This window comes from Pseudomonas sp. B33.4 (assembly GCF_034555375.1).
Classification (GTDB): domain Bacteria; phylum Pseudomonadota; class Gammaproteobacteria; order Pseudomonadales; family Pseudomonadaceae; genus Aquipseudomonas.
Map to the genome: position 1 here is coordinate 707,434 of NZ_CP140706.1, position 17,758 is coordinate 725,191.

14 protein-coding genes are annotated in these 17,758 nt (G+C 59.7%); 1 reads left to right on the forward strand and 13 read right to left on the reverse strand.

The window, feature by feature from the left end:
- The first annotated feature begins 36 nt into the window (after positions 1–36).
- Positions 37–720: a hypothetical protein gene (locus U6037_RS03020; RefSeq protein WP_322845757.1), complete on the forward strand. Its 684-nt coding sequence runs from the start codon at positions 37–39 to the stop codon at positions 718–720.
- An 87-nt stretch (positions 721–807) separates the two neighbouring features.
- Here U6037_RS03020 and U6037_RS03025 read toward each other — a convergent pair whose 3' ends face one another.
- The 13 genes from U6037_RS03025 to gcbA form a co-directional block, all read right to left on the reverse strand.
- The gene (locus U6037_RS03025; protein ID WP_141125789.1) at positions 808–1,404 is read right to left on the reverse strand and encodes a MarC family protein; all 597 of its coding nucleotides are present in this window, start codon (positions 1,402–1,404) and stop codon (positions 808–810) included.
- Between the two features lie 64 nt (positions 1,405–1,468).
- Complete coding sequence (locus U6037_RS03030; RefSeq protein ID WP_322845758.1) at positions 1,469–4,246, reverse strand: hybrid sensor histidine kinase/response regulator; 2,778 nt, start codon at positions 4,244–4,246, stop codon at positions 1,469–1,471.
- A gap of 99 nt (positions 4,247–4,345) precedes the next feature.
- Positions 4,346–5,641 carry a phosphoribosylamine--glycine ligase gene (gene purD, locus U6037_RS03035; protein WP_141125791.1) on the reverse strand — a complete coding sequence of 432 codons (1,296 nt, stop codon included), beginning with the start codon at positions 5,639–5,641 and terminating at the stop codon, positions 4,346–4,348.
- A 154-nt stretch (positions 5,642–5,795) separates the two neighbouring features.
- A complete protein-coding gene (gene purH, locus U6037_RS03040) occupies positions 5,796–7,403 on the reverse strand; it encodes a bifunctional phosphoribosylaminoimidazolecarboxamide formyltransferase/IMP cyclohydrolase (protein WP_322845759.1) in 1,608 nt (535 codons plus the stop codon).
- 83 nt (positions 7,404–7,486) lie between these two features.
- Positions 7,487–7,807, reverse strand: a complete 321-nt coding sequence (gene fis, locus U6037_RS03045; RefSeq protein WP_003221275.1) for a DNA-binding transcriptional regulator Fis — start codon at positions 7,805–7,807, stop codon at positions 7,487–7,489.
- Positions 7,804–8,814, reverse strand: coding sequence for a tRNA dihydrouridine synthase DusB (dusB, locus tag U6037_RS03050; RefSeq protein ID WP_007914598.1), 1,011 nt, complete (start codon positions 8,812–8,814; stop codon positions 7,804–7,806). The genes fis and dusB overlap by 4 nt, the downstream gene beginning before the upstream one ends.
- A gap of 185 nt (positions 8,815–8,999) precedes the next feature.
- Positions 9,000–10,241, reverse strand: coding sequence for a DUF3426 domain-containing protein (locus U6037_RS03055; protein WP_322845760.1), 1,242 nt, complete (start codon positions 10,239–10,241; stop codon positions 9,000–9,002).
- Positions 10,242–10,271: 30 nt separating this feature from the next.
- Entirely contained in the window at positions 10,272–11,150 is an 879-nt protein-coding gene (prmA, locus tag U6037_RS03060; protein WP_322845761.1) for a 50S ribosomal protein L11 methyltransferase, read from the reverse strand.
- A 238-nt stretch (positions 11,151–11,388) separates the two neighbouring features.
- On the reverse strand, positions 11,389–12,747 hold the full coding sequence (accC, locus tag U6037_RS03065; RefSeq protein ID WP_102899385.1) for an acetyl-CoA carboxylase biotin carboxylase subunit: 1,359 nt from the start codon (positions 12,745–12,747) through the stop codon (positions 11,389–11,391).
- Between the two features lie 17 nt (positions 12,748–12,764).
- Entirely contained in the window at positions 12,765–13,226 is a 462-nt protein-coding gene (accB, locus tag U6037_RS03070; RefSeq protein WP_322845762.1) for an acetyl-CoA carboxylase biotin carboxyl carrier protein, read from the reverse strand.
- 48 nt (positions 13,227–13,274) lie between these two features.
- Complete coding sequence (aroQ, locus tag U6037_RS03075; protein WP_007914604.1) at positions 13,275–13,727, reverse strand: type II 3-dehydroquinate dehydratase; 453 nt, start codon at positions 13,725–13,727, stop codon at positions 13,275–13,277.
- Between the two features lie 252 nt (positions 13,728–13,979).
- Positions 13,980–15,926: a methyl-accepting chemotaxis protein gene (locus U6037_RS03080; protein WP_322845763.1), complete on the reverse strand. Its 1,947-nt coding sequence runs from the start codon at positions 15,924–15,926 to the stop codon at positions 13,980–13,982.
- Positions 15,927–15,977: 51 nt separating this feature from the next.
- Complete coding sequence (gcbA, locus tag U6037_RS03085; RefSeq protein WP_034151562.1) at positions 15,978–17,648, reverse strand: diguanylate cyclase GcbA; 1,671 nt, start codon at positions 17,646–17,648, stop codon at positions 15,978–15,980.
- Positions 17,649–17,758: the final 110 nt, after the last annotated feature.

The following is a 17,758-nucleotide window of genomic DNA, read 5'->3' on the forward strand; positions in this document are numbered from 1 at the left end:
CGCTCTGCGCCTGACCTCTTCATGGATTGATAAAGTATGAAATATCATGGATATGCCAACGCCGGATGCCTGTTGGCATGCGCCACATCGCTACCTGGCCAACATCTGAAAGATATTCTGTCCTCATCTGTTTACATGCAGTTGTCGTGCAATAACAAGTTTCCTTTGTTTGCAGACTATAAAGCCTGGAATGACCGCTACTCACAAGTTCAGCGTTTTTGCCTCTATAAACTATCGGGCTGGCTCAGTTATGAGGGGTTTTCAACCTCGCTCGATAAATCCCTGACGCCGACAGAGATGGTTTGTGCTGCATTGTCAGGGGCTTTATCGGCTGAGGAAAAGTGTCTGCTGGAGCGGCTGATGCAGGATTTTTCGCAATTGAATGCCGACAGCAAAGCATCGATTTTATTCAGGCAGCGCGCAGTTGAATCAGTTTCGCCAGTCTTGGAAGGAGAAGGAGTCGTCAATCGTGTCCGAGTCCAGGTCGGCGTCGTTGACGATAAATCCACGGTGAAATGCGTGATACTTAACATCGCAACGCGCCAACCTGTCGAAGCCTGCTTTTTGCGGCAGGAATTCACATTGGGTGAGATGGTTGAAAGTATTCATGCAGAGTACTTTGTCGCGCAGCTGGATGAGGATTATGCCGATTCCAAAAGAGCCATGGTGCTCAGAACTCTCGACGGAAGAGAAACCATGGAAATCGAGCGGTTTGTCTAAACCGCTCGATTGAATATTGGTTATAAATGGGCAGGAGGATAGAAAGCTTCGGCTTTCACATCTGGGGTATCCATCACTGCGTGGCACTCAAGGCACCAGGTAACCCTTTATTCCAGTAAATATGATCTGCGCAGCCAGTGCGCAGACGAACAACCCCATCAATCTACTCACTATCTGCAAACCCTGATCCCCCAGAATCTGTTCAATCCGGTTCGACAGATAAAGCACGATCCCGACGGTGAAGCTGGCCAGTACGATGCTCATGATGGCAGTGAGTTTGTCGTCCCAATGGGGCTGGCTAACGCCCATCACCAACAATGCGCCGATGGTCCCGGGACCGACCGTGATAGGAATGGTCAGTGGAACGATGGTTACGTCTTGCTGCACGTTATCGGCCTGCACCGCTGACTTGCCTTGCGCCATACCGAGTGCCGAGATGAACAGCACGCTGCCGGCACCGATCCGGAACGCATCCACGGTAATTCCGAATACATCGAAAATCACCCGCCCGAACAAATACAGCAAGACGCTGGAAACAAGCGTGGCCACCGCCACTTTCCAGGCCAGGCGCCGTTGCTCCTTGCGCGAATAACCGCGGGTCAGGCTGATAAAGCAGGAGAGCACGAAGAACGGGCTGTAGAGCACCAGCATCTTCAGGTAAACGCTGAACAACACATGGAGCATGGTGCAAGCTCACTGGCGAGGGAAGTCGTGGGGGAGTCTATCAGGCGCTACGGGGTCTGTCGGCTCAGGAGGTAGGTGTTGCGGCGCGATTCTGCTGATCACGCTGAGCAACCCAGTGCTCGATCAGCTCGCGCAATTGAGACAATTCGACTGGCTTGGACATGTGCCCATCCATGCCGGCCTGACGTGCGCGTTCTTTGTGCTCGGCGAGAATGTGCGCTGTCAGAGCCACGATCGGCGTGCGAATGCGCTGGTTGCTGACTTCCCACGCGCGCAGTTGCTGGGTCGCCGAGAAGCCGTCGAGGATCGGCATTTCGCAGTCCATCAGCACCAGGTCGTAACGCTGGGCTTTCATCGCTTGTAACGCTTCTTCGCCGTTGGCAGCGGTGTCCGGTTGCAGGTTGAGCTTGCCGAGCATGCCGCGAATCACTTTGGTCGAAATCGTGTTGTCTTCGGCGACGAGGATACGGAAATCGCTTGGCACTTTGGCGGCCGTGGCCGCAGTGACCACTTGCGGCTGGAACACCACCTGGCCTTTGTTACGCTGGTTGAGTTCATCGGCCAGGGTGGTCTTGAGCGTGTAGCCGGCTACCGGTTTGGCGAGGATGCGTTTGATCCCCGAGTTGCGCGCGATGATCTTGCTCGGCGCATTGCTGATGCCGGTGAGCATGATCAGCAGGATGTCGTGGTTCAGGCTCGGGTCTTCCTTGATCTTGGCCGCGAGCTGCATGCCGGTCATGCCCGGCATGTTCTGATCGAGCAGCACCACATCAAAGTAGTCACGCAAGTGCGCCTTGGTGCGCAAAAGTGCCAGCGCTTCCTTGCCCGACGGTACGGCGCTGACATTCAGGCCCCAGGCACTGCACTGCTGCACCAGCACTTTGCGGCAGGTGTCGTTGTCATCGACCACCAGCACCCGCGCGCCTTGCAGCGGGCTGTCGAGATCCGAGGTCGGGTGTTCGAGGCGATCGGGATCCAGCGGCAGGGTCAGCCACAAGGTGCTGCCCTGATTGGCGCCGCTCTTGATGCCGAATTCGCCCTGCATCAGGCGGATCAGTTGGCGTGCGATCACCAGCCCCAGATTGCCACCCAGGCGATTGGCCGAAAGGAAGTGCTTGCTGTGCAGCTCGGCGTGCATCAGCGCATCGCGCTCTTCCTGATCCATGGGCTGGCCGCTGTCCTGCACGGCAATGCGCAAACGCGGCTTACTGCTGCGTTCGTCGAGGGCGACGACGATCAGCACTTCGCCTTCGTCGGTTTTCTTCAGGGCGTTTTCCAGCAGGCTCAGCAGGGTCTGGCGCAGGCGTGTCGGGTCGCCGCTGATCACTCGCGGTACTTGCGGCTGGATGAAGCTGATCAGTTCGACGTTCTGCTGTTCGGCCTTGGCGCGGTAAATGCTCAGGCAGTCATCGATCAAGGCATTGAGGTCGAACTGCACATCATCCAGCTCGATCTGCCCGGACTCGAGCTTGGAGATATCGAGGATCTCGTTGATCAACGTCAGCAGTTCGTTGCCGGCGCTGTGGATGGTCTGCACGTAGTCGCGTTGCTTGACCGACAGTGGCGTGCCCAGCAGCAGTTCGGTCATGCCCAGCACGCCGTTCATGGGCGTGCGGATTTCGTGGCTGATCTTGGCAAGGAATTCGGCTTTGGCATTGATCTCGGCATTGCTCGCGGCGAGGTCGCGGCTGACGCTGAAACGGCTTTCAGTGATGCTGCGCTGACGCTCACCCAGAGCGATGCTCATCAACAGGCCGCTGATGCAGATGAACGCCATCAGGGTCATGATCAAGCCTTGCGGCGAAACCAGTGTCAGCCCCAGCAAGGCAGGCAGAATGATCAATGTGCCGATGTTGAACACCACCATCGCCGCGACGAACAAGCGCGCCGGCCGGTAGCCCTTCTGCCAGTGATAGAAGGCGACAAACAGCATGCTCAGGCCCGCCAGCGCCACCAAGGCATAAGTGATGATGTTCAGCGGCAGGGTGTTGACGAACAGCAGCAACAGGCTGCAGGTCACGATAAACAGGATGTCGCCCAGCAGCAGTTTGTTCAGCGGATGCGGGCCGAGCGGGGCGAAGAAACGATAGGCGAACATCAATCCGGCCGGAGCGGTCAGCAGCAACGCCAGATAGGCGCCCGGCGTCTGCACCGCATGCCAGTTCGGCAGCCACGGGCCGGCGAGATTGAGCAGCAGCAACAGACTCAGCCCCAGCAGGCCTTCACAGACTGCCAGCCACAGGCTGCTGCGCGAGCGCGAGTAGGCGTAGCGCACCAGGTTGTGCAACAGCAGCATGCCGAGGCAGCCGAACAACAAGCCGAAGAGCAGCGTCTGATTGTGGTTGGCCGCGCTCATCACCGCCGATTGCAGGGTGACGTGCGGGCGCAATTGATGGTCGGAGACCATGCGCAGATAGACATCGAGGGGTTTGTCGCTCTGCGGCAACGGCAGCATGAAGTCGCTGCTCGGCAACGGCCGTTCGGCCTGCGGCTGGTCGGTGCCGGTGTTGCGTTGCTCGATCAGTTTGTCACCGTCGAGTACATAGAGATTGAGCTGTGACAGGTCCGGGGCGAAGATCCGCAGCACTTGCTCGTGCTTGCCCGGTGCCAGCCGGAAACGCAGCCACAAGGCGCCATCGGGCTCGGACGCGGTGAGGCGGTCAAGGTCGATGGGGCTGAATTGATTGGTGTAACGAGTGGAGCGGATGTCGCTCAGTTGCAGATTGCCCTGATCATCAAGCAATACCGACCAGCCACTGCCTTGCGCGGCCAGGGCCGGGAGCATGCAGAGCAAGGTCAGCAACGTGACGGTGAAGCTTATGGCAATCCTGAGCCAGCGCACGGCGAAATCCCTTCGTAGGTTGATGCCAGAATATAACGATGCGCGGCGGCGGAACAGCCCGGCGAGGAACGGTATCCCTCGCCGGACTTGAGGTACAGCTTATTCCTGGGTTTCGCCACGTTCACGGGCAATGGCGCGGTAGCCAATGTCCTTGCGGTAGAAGCAGCCTTCCCAGTCGATGGCGGCCGCCAGCTTGTAGGCTTGCTGCTGCGCTTCACCGACGCTGGCGCCCATTGCAGTGGCGCAGAGTACGCGACCGCCGGCGGTGACGACGTTGCCGTCTTTCAGCGCGGTGCCGGCGTGGAAGACTTTGCCTTCCAGCTTCGCGGCTGCGTCCAGACCGTTGATCGCTGCGCCCTTGGCGTAATCGCCCGGGTAACCGCCAGCGGCCAGCACGATGCCGACGCTCGGACGTGGATCCCACTGCGCTTCAACCTTGTCCAGCGCTTGCGCCAGCGCGGCTTCGACCAGCAGCACCAGGCTCGATTGCAGACGCAGCATTACCGGTTGGGTTTCCGGATCACCGAATCGGCAGTTGAACTCGATAACTTTCGGGTTACCGGCCTTGTCGATCATCAGACCGGCATAGAGGAAACCGGTGTAGACGTTGCCTTCTTCGGCCATGCCGCGCACGGTCGGCCAGATCACCAGATCCATTACGCGCTTGTGCACGTCGGCGGTGACCACCGGGGCAGGGGAGTAAGCGCCCATGCCGCCAGTGTTCGGGCCGCTGTCGCCATCGCCGACGCGTTTGTGGTCCTGGCTGGTGGCCATCGGCAGAACGTTTTTGCCGTCGACCATGACGATGAACGAAGCTTCTTCGCCGTCGAGGAATTCTTCGATGACCACACGCGAACCGGCATCACCGAAAGCGTTGCCAGCGAGCATGTCGCGCACGGCGTCTTCGGCTTCGGCGAGGGTCATGGCGACGATCACGCCTTTACCGGCGGCCAGGCCATCGGCCTTGATCACGATTGGAGCGCCTTTTTCACGCAGATAAGCCAGAGCCGGCTCGATCTCTGTGAAGTTCTGGTAGTCGGCGGTCGGGATCTTGTGGCGCGCGAGGAAATCCTTGGTGAAGGCTTTCGAACCTTCCAGTTGCGCGGCACCGGCGGTCGGACCGAAGCAGTCCAGGCCACGGGAGCGGAACAGGTCGACAACGCCAGCCACCAGTGGCACTTCCGGGCCGACGATGGTCAGGGAAACGTTTTTTTCGGCGAAGTCGGCCAGTTGCTCGAGGGCCAGTACGTCGATGGCGACGTTCTCGCACTTGGCTTCAATGGCGGTCCCAGCGTTGCCCGGTGCAACAAAAACCTTCTGCACGCGCGGATCCTGAGCCACTTTCCAGGCCAGGGCGTGTTCACGGCCACCGCTGCCAATGATCAAAACATTCATTTCAAAAACCTCGGATGACGCTAATTCTGTTGAGCGCCGCAGGGCGCTTTTCTGTAGGAGTGAGCCTGCTCGCGATTGCGGTGTGTCAGTCACTGCAGCTTTGACTGACCAATTGCTATCGCGAGCAGGCTCACTCCTACAGTGGATCGTGTGATTAGTGACGGAAGTGGCGCATGCCCGTAAAGACCATGGCGATGCCGGCTTCGTCGGCTGCAGCAATCACTTCAGCATCACGCATCGAGCCGCCCGGCTGGATCACTGCAGTGATGCCGACCTTGGCCGCGTTGTCCAGACCGTCGCGGAACGGGAAGAACGCGTCGGATGCCATCACCGAACCGGCAACTTGCAGGCCAGCATGCTCAGCCTTGATCGCGGCGATACGCGCCGAGTTTACGCGGCTCATCTGGCCCGCGCCGACACCGATGGTCTGACGGTTCTTGGCGTAGACGATGGCGTTGGACTTAACGTACTTGGCAACTTTCCAGGCGAAGATCAGGTCGTGGATTTCCTGTTCGGTCGGGGCGCGTTTGGTCACGACTTTCAGGTCATCGGCGCTGATCATGCCGATGTCACGGCTCTGTACCAGCAGGCCGCCGTTGACGCGCTTGTAGTCCCAGGCAGCGGCGCGATCAGCCGACCACTCGCCGCACGCCAGCAGGCGCACGTTGGCTTTCGCCGCAACAATGGCGCGGGCTTCTGCGCTGACGCTTGGGGCGATGATCACTTCAACGAACTGACGCTCGACGATCGCTTTGGCGGTCTCGGCATCCAGTTCACGGTTGAAAGCGATGATGCCGCCGAACGCTGACTCGGTGTCGGTGGCGTAAGCCAGTTCGTAGGCCTGACGGATGCCGCCTTCAGCGTCCGGGCTGACTGCTACGCCGCACGGGTTGGCGTGCTTGACGATGACGCAGGCAGGTTTGACGAAGCTCTTCACGCATTCCAGCGCGGCGTCGGTGTCGGCCACGTTGTTGTACGACAGCTCTTTGCCTTGCAGTTGGGTCGCGGTGGCGATGCCGACTTCGGCAGGCTTGGCTTCAACGTAGAACGCCGCGCTCTGGTGCGGGTTCTCGCCGTAGCGCATTTCCTGAGCCTTGATGAACTGGCTGTTGAAGGTGCGCGGGAATTCGCTGCGGCCTTCAGTGCTGAGGGTTTCAGCCGCTTGATTCACGGTGCCCATGTAGTTGGCGATCATGCCGTCGTAGGCCGCGGTGTGTTCGAAGGCCTTGAGCATCAGGTCGAAACGCTGAGCGTAGGTCAGGCCGCCGGCCTTCAGGCCTTCCAGCACACTGGTGTAATCGCTGGCATTCACCACGATGGCTACGTCTTTATGGTTTTTCGCTGCCGAACGGACCATGGTCGGGCCGCCGATGTCGATGTTTTCGATGGCGGTCGGCAGGTCGCAGCCTGGCTTGTTGATAGTGGCTTCGAACGGGTAAAGGTTGACGGCAACCAGATCGATCGGCTTGATGCCGTGCTCGTTCATGATCGCGTCATCGATACCGCGACGACCGAGGATGCCGCCGTGGATTTTCGGGTGCAGGGTTTTCACCCGACCGTCCATCATTTCGGCGAAACCGGTGTAATCCGCGACTTCCACTGCGGCAACACCGTTGTCGCGCAGCAGCTTGAACGTCCCGCCGGTGGAGAGGATCTCTACGCCCAGAGCTTCAAGCTCCTTGGCGAATTCGAGGATCCCGGTCTTGTCGGAAACGCTGATCAAGGCGCGGCGGATCGGCAGGCGGGTAGTCTGGTCGGTCATCTCAATTTCCATCAAAAGCAAAGGAAGTCAGCAAAAAAGGCGACCGTTTTTTACGCGGGCGCCTTTCTGGTTTGATTGAATGCTTACAGCAGATCGTACTGCTTGAGTTTCTTGCGCAGCGTGCCGCGGTTAAGTCCCAGCAGCTCGCTTGCCTTGGTCTGGTTGCCCTTGACGTAGTTCATCACGCTTTCGAGCAGGGGCGCCTCGACTTCGGAGAGCACCAGGTTGTACACATCCGTGACGGACGCGCCCTCAAGGTGGGCGAAATAATTGTGCAGCGCCTTCTCGACACTCCCGCGAAGGGTCTGACCTTCTTCGCTCGGGGTATTGAGGTGCTGTTTCAAATTCACGTTGTCGCTCACGGGTGCTGTTCCACTCACTAAAGTCTCGGTCATCATCGTCATGCGGCCACCCCTTCTTCGTCCCCTGTCAGGCTCTTGTAATGCTCGGCGAAGAACTCCCGAACATTGGCGCATTGTGTTTCCGTACCATCCAAACGATTGAAGTGGGCGCGAAACTCCCTGGCGCCCGGCAAGGTTGCGAGATACCAGCCCACATGCTTCCGAGCAATTCGCACGCCCATCACGTCCCCATAGAAAGCGTGAAGTGCGGCCAGATGCTCCAGCAGTATGTGTTCCACCTCGATCAGCTCCGGTGCCGGCAATTTCTCGCCGGTACGCAGGAAGTGTTCGATCTCGCGAAAAATCCATGGCCGCCCTTGGGCGGCTCGGCCTACCAACAGGCCATCGGCACCGGTTGCGTCGAGGACGTAACGGGCCTTCTCCGGCGAATCGATATCGCCATTGGCAAACACCGGAATCGACACCGCCTGCTTGATCGCGGCAATCGTGTCGTACTCGGCTTCCCCTTTATACAGATCGGCACGAGTGCGGCCATGCACTGCCAGCGCCGTAATGCCGGCCTGCTCGGCGATCTTCGCCACGGTCAGGCCGTTCTTGTTGTCCCGATCCCAGCCGGTGCGGATCTTCAGGGTCACCGGCACATCTACCGCAGCCACAACGGCCTGCAGGATCTCGGTGACCAGTGCTTCGTCCTTCAACAACGCGGAACCGGCAGCCTTGTTGCAGACCTTTTTTGCCGGGCAACCCATGTTGATATCAATAATCTGTGCGCCCAGTTCGACGTTAGCCCGGGCTGCATCCGCCAGCATCTGCGCATCACCACCGGCAATCTGCACCGAGCGTGGCTCGGGATCGCCTTCGTGGATCATGCGCATGCGCGACTTGCGGGTGTTCCACAAGCTCATGTCGCTGGTGACCATTTCCGAGACTACAAGCCCTGCGCCCAAACGCTTGCACAGCTGACGAAAGGGCTGGTCGGTGACGCCCGCCATAGGGGCGAGAATCAAGCCGTTCTGCAATGTGTATGGGCCGATGCGTACCGCCGACATAGGACTTCCCTGAGGTGGGGCCGGATCATGAGAGTTCGAAAAAGGGTTGGCATGATACCCGCTCTCGATGACTGGATAAAGGCTGAATTGAACAAAATCTGAACAGTTATTCTGTTATCGCCACGGGTTTGGTTGTGGGTGGCAAAGTCAGAAAACCGCCGTCAATTGGAAAGCGACGCCGTGATTCACTCGGGCGAGTGGAAACTCAGGCTGTAATTCACCGCCTTCGGCCCGGGATCGAGAATATCCAGAGCAATATGGATTGGCGTCTGCGGCGGCATTTCCGCCAGGCCTTCGAGATCACCTCTGAGGTATTCGCCGGGTTTGAAGCGACGACTGGCGATCAGGTGACCGTTGAGGTCGGCAAAGCGCAATTCCAGCAATGGAAACGGCTGGGAGAATGTCGCGCGGTTATAAATGATCGCGTCGACCACCAGCGCACCGTTGAACTCCGGATGGCTGCGCACCACCAGGTTGCTGCTCTTGATCCGGGCGATGTCGACCTTGGACGGCACCGTGCAGCCGATCTGCGGGCAGATTTGCTGGAACCACGGGCGATACTGATCCTGCCGCGCCAGCTCCTCGAAATGATAGGAGATGTACTGGGCCGCCAGCCCACCTGCCGCCAGCATTACCAACAGCAGCCAGAGCATGCGTCGGCCCCACGGCGAGCGGCGCTTCTGCCAGTCCAGTTGCAGCGGGTCGTCGGTCAGGTCTTGCAGGACTTCGGCACGTACGCCGGGCTCTGCGCGCTCGCGTTTTTTGCGCAGCGGCTCGATCGATGGCAAATCGTCGTCATTCGCTTCGTCGCCGGCTGACAGGCGTTCGCGGCGGGCATTGGGATCGATCGGATCGTGCAGGCGCAGATGCGGAATCGCTGGCTCGTCATCCAGATCCACCGGTTCCAGTGACAGCGATGGCTCGGTGCGCTCGGATTTGACCGGTTCGATGTTGGCGATTTCAGCCTCGTCGTCCTCGGGCTCGACCGTGTGTTCATCGGCGCGCTCGCTGAACAGACTGTCGCGCCAGAGCGTTTCATCCGGTTCAGGGTTGTCGCGGCGTGCGCTCAGGGCATCTTCGCGTGGACGACCGAATTCGGTGGTCGGCTGGATTTCCCGTTGTTCGAGGCGGGCCAGTTCTTCGTCCAGATCGAGGCTATCGAGATCCAGCTCCGACGCGCTCCACTGCTTTTGGCTGATTGCGCGCGGGGCGGGCTGTTCGACGATGGCCGGCTGCTCGATAATCGACGGTGCAACCGGCGTCACCGCGTCCTTGCCGGCGTGTTGCTCCAGCAGCTGTTTGGCTGCATTGAACACTTGCAGGCAGGAGCCGCAGCGAACCACCCCGCGGGCCACGCTCAATTGAGCATGGCTGACACGGAAGCTGGTTTGGCAATGCGGGCACTGGGTGACGAAACTGTCGGTCATGCGGCGATCCGGATTATGCAGGCGCTCATATTAACGCCGACGGCCGGTGATGCGCACCCAGCCATCGCGATTGGCGATCGGGTCGAGATCGAAGTCCTGCGCATAAGCGGCAGCGACTTCATCACCTTGTTCAGCGAGGATGCCCGACAGCGCCAGACGTCCACCGGATTTCACCAGGCCGGACAGTTGCGGCGCCAAAGAAACCAGTGGGCCAGCCAGAATGTTGGCGACCAGTACGTCAGCTTGAGCCTGCGGCAGATCTTCCGGCAGGTACAGCGGGAACAGTTCGTCGGCAATGTTATTGCGACCGGCGTTGTCGCGGGAGGCTTCCAGGGCCTGAACGTCGATGTCGGTGCCGACCGCCTCCTTGGCGCCAAGCAGCAGGGCGGCAATCGCCAGAATCCCCGAGCCGCAGCCGAAGTCGAGCACGTTGCAGTCTTTCAGGTCCTGACCGTCGAGCCATTCCAGGCACAGTGCGGTGGTCGGGTGGGTGCCGGTGCCGAACGCCAGCCCCGGATCGAGCAGCAGGTTGACGGCGTCAGGCTCAGGCGCGGCGTGCCAGCTCGGCACGATCCACAGGCGCTGGCCGAAACGCATTGGCTGGAAACCGTCCATCCAGCTGCGTTCCCAGTCCTGATCTTCAATGACTTCGCTGTGATGCTCAGGCAGCGGGCTGCCGGTCAGCAGCTCGAGATGGGCCAGAACCGGTGCCGGTTCGGTACCGCCTTCGAACAGCGCCAGCAGGTGCGTGTGCGCCCACAGCGGGGTGGTGTTGAGTTCCGGCTCGAAGATCGGCTGGTCTTCGGCGTCCATGAAGGTCACCGATACGGCGCCCACTTCAAGGAAAGCGTCTTCGTAGGTTTCGGCTTGTTCCGGGCTGATGGCGAGACGTACTTGCAGCCAAGGCATGGCGGGCACCTTTGAAAAATATTGATTGCAGCCTAGCGGCCGGCGAGAAGCGCGCAAGTTTACGCGAGCGCGCGGCAGAACACGAACATGGTTGAAGATCAAAAGATCGCAGCCTGCGGCAGCTCCTACAGGGGGATGCATTCGAAATGCAGGAGCTGCCGCAGGCTGCGATCTTTTTGACTTTACTGCAGAAACAACAAAGCCGCCCGAAGGCGGCTTTGTCTGGTGCGGCTGAAGCTTAGTGCTTCTCGCCAGCCAGCTTGTGCTCAAGGTAGTGAATGTTTACACCACCCTTGCAGAAGCCTTCGTCACGAACCAGATCACGGTGCAGCGGGATGTTGGTCTTGATCCCGTCAACCACGATTTCGTCCAGGGCATTGCGCATGCGTGCCATGGCTTCGTCGCGGGTCGCGCCGTAAGTGATCAGCTTGCCGATCAGCGAGTCGTAGTTCGGCGGAACGGCATAGCCACTGTACAGGTGCGAATCGACGCGAACGCCGTTGCCGCCTGGTGCGTGGAAATGCTTGACCGTACCCGGGCTCGGCATGAAGGTTTTCGGGTCTTCAGCGTTGATCCGGCATTCCAGCGAGTGACCGCGGATCACCACGTCATCCTGCGTGAACGACAGCTTGTTGCCAGCGGCGATGCTGAGCATCTCCTTGACGATGTCGATACCGGTGACCATTTCCGAAACCGGGTGCTCCACCTGAACACGAGTGTTCATTTCGATGAAGTAGAAACGACCGTTCTCGTACAGGAACTCGAAAGTACCCGCGCCGCGGTAGCCGATGTCGATGCACGCCTTGACGCAGCGAGCCAGTACTTCTTCGCGCGCCTTCTCGTCGATGCCCGGTGCCGGCGCCTCTTCGAGAACTTTCTGGTGACGACGTTGCAGCGAGCAATCGCGGTCGCCCAGATGGATGGCGTGGCCCTGGCCGTCGGACAGCACCTGCACTTCGACGTGACGCGGGTTGGTCAGGAATTTTTCCAGATAGACCATCGGGTTACCGAACGCCGCGCCAGCTTCGGTGCGGGTCAGTTTGGCGAAGGCGATCAGGTCTTCTTCCTTGTGCACAACACGCATGCCGCGACCACCACCGCCGCCAGCGGCTTTGATGATCACCGGGTAGCCGACTTCACGACCGATGCGCAGCGCCGTTTCTTCGTCTTCCGGCAACGGGCCGTCGGAACCTGGAACGGTCGGTACGCCCGCTTCGATCATCGCGTGCTTGGCCGATACCTTGTCGCCCATCAGGCGAATGGTGTCGGCTTTCGGGCCGATGAAAGCGAAGCCGGAGTTCTCGACCTGCTCGGCAAAATCGGCGTTTTCCGCGAGGAAACCGTAGCCTGGGTGAATGGCGGTAGCGCCAGTCACTTCAGCGGCAGCGATGATGGCCGGGATGTGCAGGTAGGACTGAGCGGCAGACGCCGGGCCGATGCAGACGGATTCGTCTGCCAGACCCAGGTGCATCAGCTCTTTGTCGGCCTTGGAGTAAACGGCGACGGTCTTGATGCCCATCTCTTTGCAGGCACGCAGAATCCGCAGGGCGATCTCACCGCGGTTCGCGATCAGAACTTTTTCCAACTTCGCAGTCATCAAAGGCTCTCCGCAGTTCAAACGATGGTGAACAGCGGTTGGTCGTACTCAACCGGCTGGCCGTCTTCGACGAGGATGGACTCGATCACACCGCTGGTTTCAGCTTCGATGTGGTTCATCATCTTCATGGCTTCGACGATGCACAGAGTGTCGCCTTTCTTCACGGTCTGGCCGACTTCAACGAAGGCTGGCGAGGCTGGCGAAGATTTACGGTAGAAGGTGCCGACCATCGGCGAACGGGCAACAGTGCCGTTCAGCGCTGGCGCAGCAGCGGCAGCCGGGGCTGCGGCAGCAACCGGAGCAGCAGCGGCAGGTGCAGCGACCGGTGCTTGCATCGGAGCCGGCGCGTAGTACTGCTGAGCCGGGGTCTTGCTGTGACGGCTGATGCGTACGGACTCTTCGCCTTCCTTGATCTCGAGCTCGTCGATGCCGGACTCTTCCAGCAATTCGATCAGTTTCTTAACTTTACGGATATCCATGAATCATCAACTCCCAAGGGTCGGTCAGGGGCGCTTAACGCTTGTAGTTCAAGTCGTTGCCTGTGTTTCAAGCTGTTCTAGTGCAGCCTCCAGGGCCAGTCGGTAACCGCTGGCGCCAAGGCCGCAGATCACTCCCACCGCTACGTCGGAGAAGTAAGAGTGATGGCGGAAAGGTTCGCGTTTGTGCACGTTGGACAAATGCACTTCGATGAATGGGATGCTCACTCCCAGCAACGCGTCACGTAATGCGACACTTGTGTGTGTAAAAGCTGCTGGATTGATCAGAATGAAATCGACGCCTTCGCCGCGCGCGGCGTGGATGCGGTCGATCAATTCGTACTCGGCATTGCTTTGCAGATACAGCAGATGATGGCCGGCTTCACGGGCGCGGCGCTCCAGATCCTGATTGATCTGCGCCAGGGTCGTAGAACCGTAAGTGCCGGGTTCGCGGGTGCCGAGCAGGTTCAGGTTGGGGCCGTGCAGCACCAGTAGGGTTGCCATCTGCGTAGTCCTTGTTATCAATGAGCATTCGTCAGAACCCGGCGACTATGCCGCAAAGACTTTGTGACTGTCCAGTTCTATGCAATAGCCAGCACGATGGCCGATGTTTGCGCGAAATATGTGACCAAGTCATTTGATCCGGTCATTCCGCAAGATAGGCGGTGATACAAATGACGCTATCGCGAGCAGGCTCACTCCTACAGTTGAAATGCGTTCCCTTGTAGGAGTGAGCCTGCTCGCGATAGCGGTCTATCAGACGCGAAAGGCCTGAACGGCCGTATGCAGTTGCCCGCCCAATACCAGCAGGTTCTCACCCTGTTCGCGCCCACGGCCGATACGCAGCAAGTTATCCCCACCCAACTGATGAATCCGCTCGCTGTGATCGCGAATCTCGCTGACCGCGCCACTCTGCTGCGCAGTGACATCAGCAATGCGGATTGCCGTATCGGAAATGGTCTGAATCGCACCGACAATTTTATCCAGCGCACCGTCCGCCGCTTGCGCCTGATTGGCGGTGGCTTCGGCATGTTCAACCTGTGCGCGCATGCCTTCGACCGATTGCCGTGCCGCTGTTTGCAGGCCGGCAATCAGCATCTGAATTTCGGCAGTCGCGCCGGCAGTACGTTGGGCAAGTGAACGCACTTCCTCGGCCACCACGGCAAAACCACGACCCATTTCCCCGGCGCGCGCCGCTTCAATCGCCGCGTTGAGGGCCAGCAGGTTGGTCTGGTCGGCAATCGAGCGAATCACCGTTAACACGCCACCAATGGTTGCCGACTCTTCGGCCAGATGTTCGATCATCTGCGCGTTGCCTTGTACTTCACCGACCAAGGCATGCAGGCCGGTCAGGCTCTGGCCGATCACGGTCTGGCCATGCTCGACCGCCAGTCCGGCATGACGACTGGCGTCTGCTGCTTGCTGGGCATCACCGGCAACCTGTTGGATTGTCGCTTCCAGTTCGCCGAGGGAATCGCGGATCAGTGCGGTATCGCCGGCCTGATGTTCGGCGCCGCTGTGCAAGTCGTTGCTCAGTTCGGCGAGGGTGCGACTACTGCCCGCGACTTGTTCGGCATTGCCGCGAATCGTCCCGACCAGATCCACCAGATAGGCGCGCAAGCGGTTTAGCGAGGCTTCGATGTCGTGCAGTTCGCGGTTGGTTTTGCCCAGATGAATGTCGCGACTGAAATCGCCCTCGGCCCAGGTTGAAAGCGCCGGAGCGAGATTGGTCAGAGTGCGCGAGAGCCGCCGTTGCAAGGTATCGATCAGTAAAGCGATCAGCAGAATCAAACCGATCATCACGCCCTGCATCAGACGCACTTCGCCTTGAATTTGCCCGTGTTGCGCACGCACCACTGGCTCAAGCCCGGCGATGGCCTGCTGCACGGCGGCAATTTTCTGGTGGGTCGCCGTACTGAGGTCGGCGCGTTTCTGGATCTGATCGCGTGTACGCGCCAGCTCCGCCGGGTATCGTCCGAGCAGACTATTGAGTTCGCGTTTGAAACTGATACCGGCGTCTTCGGCGGCGGCTTTTTCGGTGCTCTCGATGCCCATCATCGCGGCGAAATCGTCGCTGCCGGACTCACTGGTGGCGACCACGCCAAGCAAGGGCAGGGCATCGATCAATTGCGCTTGCGTGCGGATGTTGGTGACCTCGCGCTCGACATCGGCGGCCAGTTCACTGCGCCCGCTGCTGACCAGTTTGTCCCTTGCCAGCGACAGTTTGCCCAAATGCTGAGAGGCAACCAGCAGTGGTGTCATATAGGCCGCGTTGCCATTGGCATAAGTGCTGAGTTGCTCAAGGCTGGCGCTCAATTCGCGCTCGGCCTGCAATAGCAACGCCTGCGGATCACCCGCCAGTTTGCCGGCCGCGAGCAAGTCGGTTTTGCTGAACTCCTCCAGGCCCGACAGGCTCGGACGCAGCGTGGCAGCCAGCGCCGGCGGCAACTCATCGAGTTCTTTGCGCAGGCTATCGATGGCCTGGCTGGCGCTGCTCAGGCGCAAGGCGTCGCCGCTGGCGAGGTAATCCTCGACGTTGCGTGCGACCTCGTTCTGAAACTGCTGCGACAGTCCCAAATACCGCTCCATCAACAGATACGGGCGTTCGAGGGCTTTTTGCGACCACCACAGCGTGGCGCCGAGTGCGAGGCACACGGCGACCAGCAGCAGCGTATTGAGATTGGTGAGCAACTTCAGGCGCATGACGGCTACCAACGGCAGAAATGGTAAGCGCCTGAATTTATTGCGGTTCTGTTACAGGGTTATGACCGAATCAGTGGAATCCGATGAAAAAGTGGCACTTTGCTTTGAGTCGCGCGCGGTCTGCACGCGATTGCGTCCGGCACCCTTGGCGCGGTACAGCGCCTCGTCGGCCTGGCTGGCCATCATCAGGCTGTCGCAGTCGTCGTGCATTTCCACCACGCCGGCACTGAAGGTGCACCACAAATCCTGCGGCTGCGCCGGGTAATGGATTTCGGCGAAGCGCTGGCGAATTTCATCGAGCACTTTGTGCGCCGCTTCTATATCGGTGTCGGGCATGACGATGGCGAACTCTTCACCGCCGTAGCGGCCGATGAAGTCGGTCTTGCGTAAACGCTGCTTGAGAAACAGCGCCAGGCTTTTGATCACCCGGTCGCCCATCGGGTGGCCGTGGCTGTCGTTGACCCGTTTGAAGTGGTCGATGTCGAGCATGGCAAAACTCAGCGGCTTGTTCTCGCGGCGGGCGCGGAACGAGCAGTCTTCGAGCAATTGCAGAATGTGCGTGTGGTTATAGAGGCCGGTGAGGCTGTCGCGGACCATCCGTGCTTTCAGATTGCGCGCGCGGGCGGCGCGGTTGCGCACGGTGGTGATCAGGTGACGCGGCTTGATCGGTTTGGTCAGGAAGTCATCGCCGCCCTCGCTCATGGCGTCGAGCTGCTTGTCCAGATCGTCCTCGGCCGACAGATAAATGATCGGCACGCTGACATAGCGGTCGTTGTGGCGAATCACTTTGGCCAGTTCGGTACCGGTGCAGGCCGGCATGTACATGTCGAGGATGATCAGGTCGGGCTGGAAATCCGCCAGTTCGGCCATCGCCTGAATCGGTTCGATCAAGGTGCGCGTGACGATGCCGGCGCTGTTGAGCAGGCGTTCGGTGTGCAAGGCCTGCGCACGCGAGTCGTCGATGATCAACACTTTATAAGGCTCGTACTGGGCGACGCAGGTGAGGACTTCGATCTTTTCCAGCAGGCTCGACGCTTCGAGAGTGCCGGTGAGAAATTCCTGGCCACCGGCGCGCACGGCGGCGAGACGGGTCGGCGTGTCGGTTTCGTGCAGGCTGAAGAACAGCAGCGGCAGCGGCTCCTCGAGCCCGACCTGGGCTTCGGCTGCGAGTTTCAGGCCGATGCCGGCGCCGCTGAAATCCACGTCCATGACGATCGCGGCCGGCAGGCGCTCGACCATCGAGGAGCGAAATGCCGAAACACTGTCCAGCGCCTGCGCGCTCAGACCGAAGAATTCAAGTTGTTTGGCCAGCCGTTCGGCGCGGTCGTGATCCTGCAGCATCACGTAGATCGGTTTACGCAGTGGCGGCAGGAACGTCTGGTCGAGTTGATCGCCATGGCGCAAGCCGGTGCGTGACAAGCGCTGCATCAAGCGATTGAGGTCGGTGATCAGGCCACTGCTGAGACGGCCGCGATTGGCGTCCACCGCTTCCAGCGACTGACTGATATGGCGCGCAAGCTGAGTATGTTCGGGCTGTTCGAAACGCTCGGCAAAACGCAGCAGGCGCAGGTTGGCCTCGCTCAGTTCGGCGAGGTCGACAGTGGACCACTCACTGCGTTGCAGGCGCTGCCATATCTCAAGAATCTGACGTGCCTGATGAATTACCCGCTGGGCAAAGTGGTGCTTGAGACGCTCACGGCTGGGGTCTTCTGGCTCGGTCATATCCTGACTACTAGTTAGGCTGCATGCTGAGATCGACTGGTGGCTCTATGCTAGCACCTCTTTTCCCTTAGACGAGTGTCGTACGTCAATAATCTGCAGTGCGTCACCAT

What these genes read in the sequence shown, in the direction of transcription:
- U6037_RS03080 (WP_322845763.1), bottom strand. Translation starts at nt 15,926, where the DNA reads ATGCGCCTGAAGTTGCTCACCAATCTCAATACGCTGCTGCTGGTCGCC.
- accB (WP_322845762.1), bottom strand. Translation starts at nt 13,226, where the DNA reads ATGGATATCCGTAAAGTTAAGAAACTGATCGAATTGCTGGAAGAGTCC.
- U6037_RS03055 (WP_322845760.1), bottom strand. Translation starts at nt 10,241, where the DNA reads ATGACCGACAGTTTCGTCACCCAGTGCCCGCATTGCCAAACCAGCTTC.
- accC (WP_102899385.1), bottom strand. Translation starts at nt 12,747, where the DNA reads ATGACTGCGAAGTTGGAAAAAGTTCTGATCGCGAACCGCGGTGAGATC.
- prmA (WP_322845761.1), bottom strand. Translation starts at nt 11,150, where the DNA reads ATGCCTTGGCTGCAAGTACGTCTCGCCATCAGCCCGGAACAAGCCGAA.
- dusB (WP_007914598.1), bottom strand. Translation starts at nt 8,814, where the DNA reads ATGTCGGCGGTACGCATCGGCCCATACACATTGCAGAACGGCTTGATT.
- purD (WP_141125791.1), bottom strand. Translation starts at nt 5,641, where the DNA reads ATGAATGTTTTGATCATTGGCAGCGGTGGCCGTGAACACGCCCTGGCC.
- U6037_RS03025 (WP_141125789.1), bottom strand. Translation starts at nt 1,404, where the DNA reads ATGCTCCATGTGTTGTTCAGCGTTTACCTGAAGATGCTGGTGCTCTAC.
- fis (WP_003221275.1), bottom strand. Translation starts at nt 7,807, where the DNA reads ATGACGATGATGACCGAGACTTTAGTGAGTGGAACAGCACCCGTGAGC.
- gcbA (WP_034151562.1), bottom strand. Translation starts at nt 17,648, where the DNA reads ATGACCGAGCCAGAAGACCCCAGCCGTGAGCGTCTCAAGCACCACTTT.
- U6037_RS03020 (WP_322845757.1), top strand. Translation starts at nt 37, where the DNA reads ATGAAATATCATGGATATGCCAACGCCGGATGCCTGTTGGCATGCGCC.
- aroQ (WP_007914604.1), bottom strand. Translation starts at nt 13,727, where the DNA reads ATGGCAACCCTACTGGTGCTGCACGGCCCCAACCTGAACCTGCTCGGC.
- purH (WP_322845759.1), bottom strand. Translation starts at nt 7,403, where the DNA reads ATGACCGACCAGACTACCCGCCTGCCGATCCGCCGCGCCTTGATCAGC.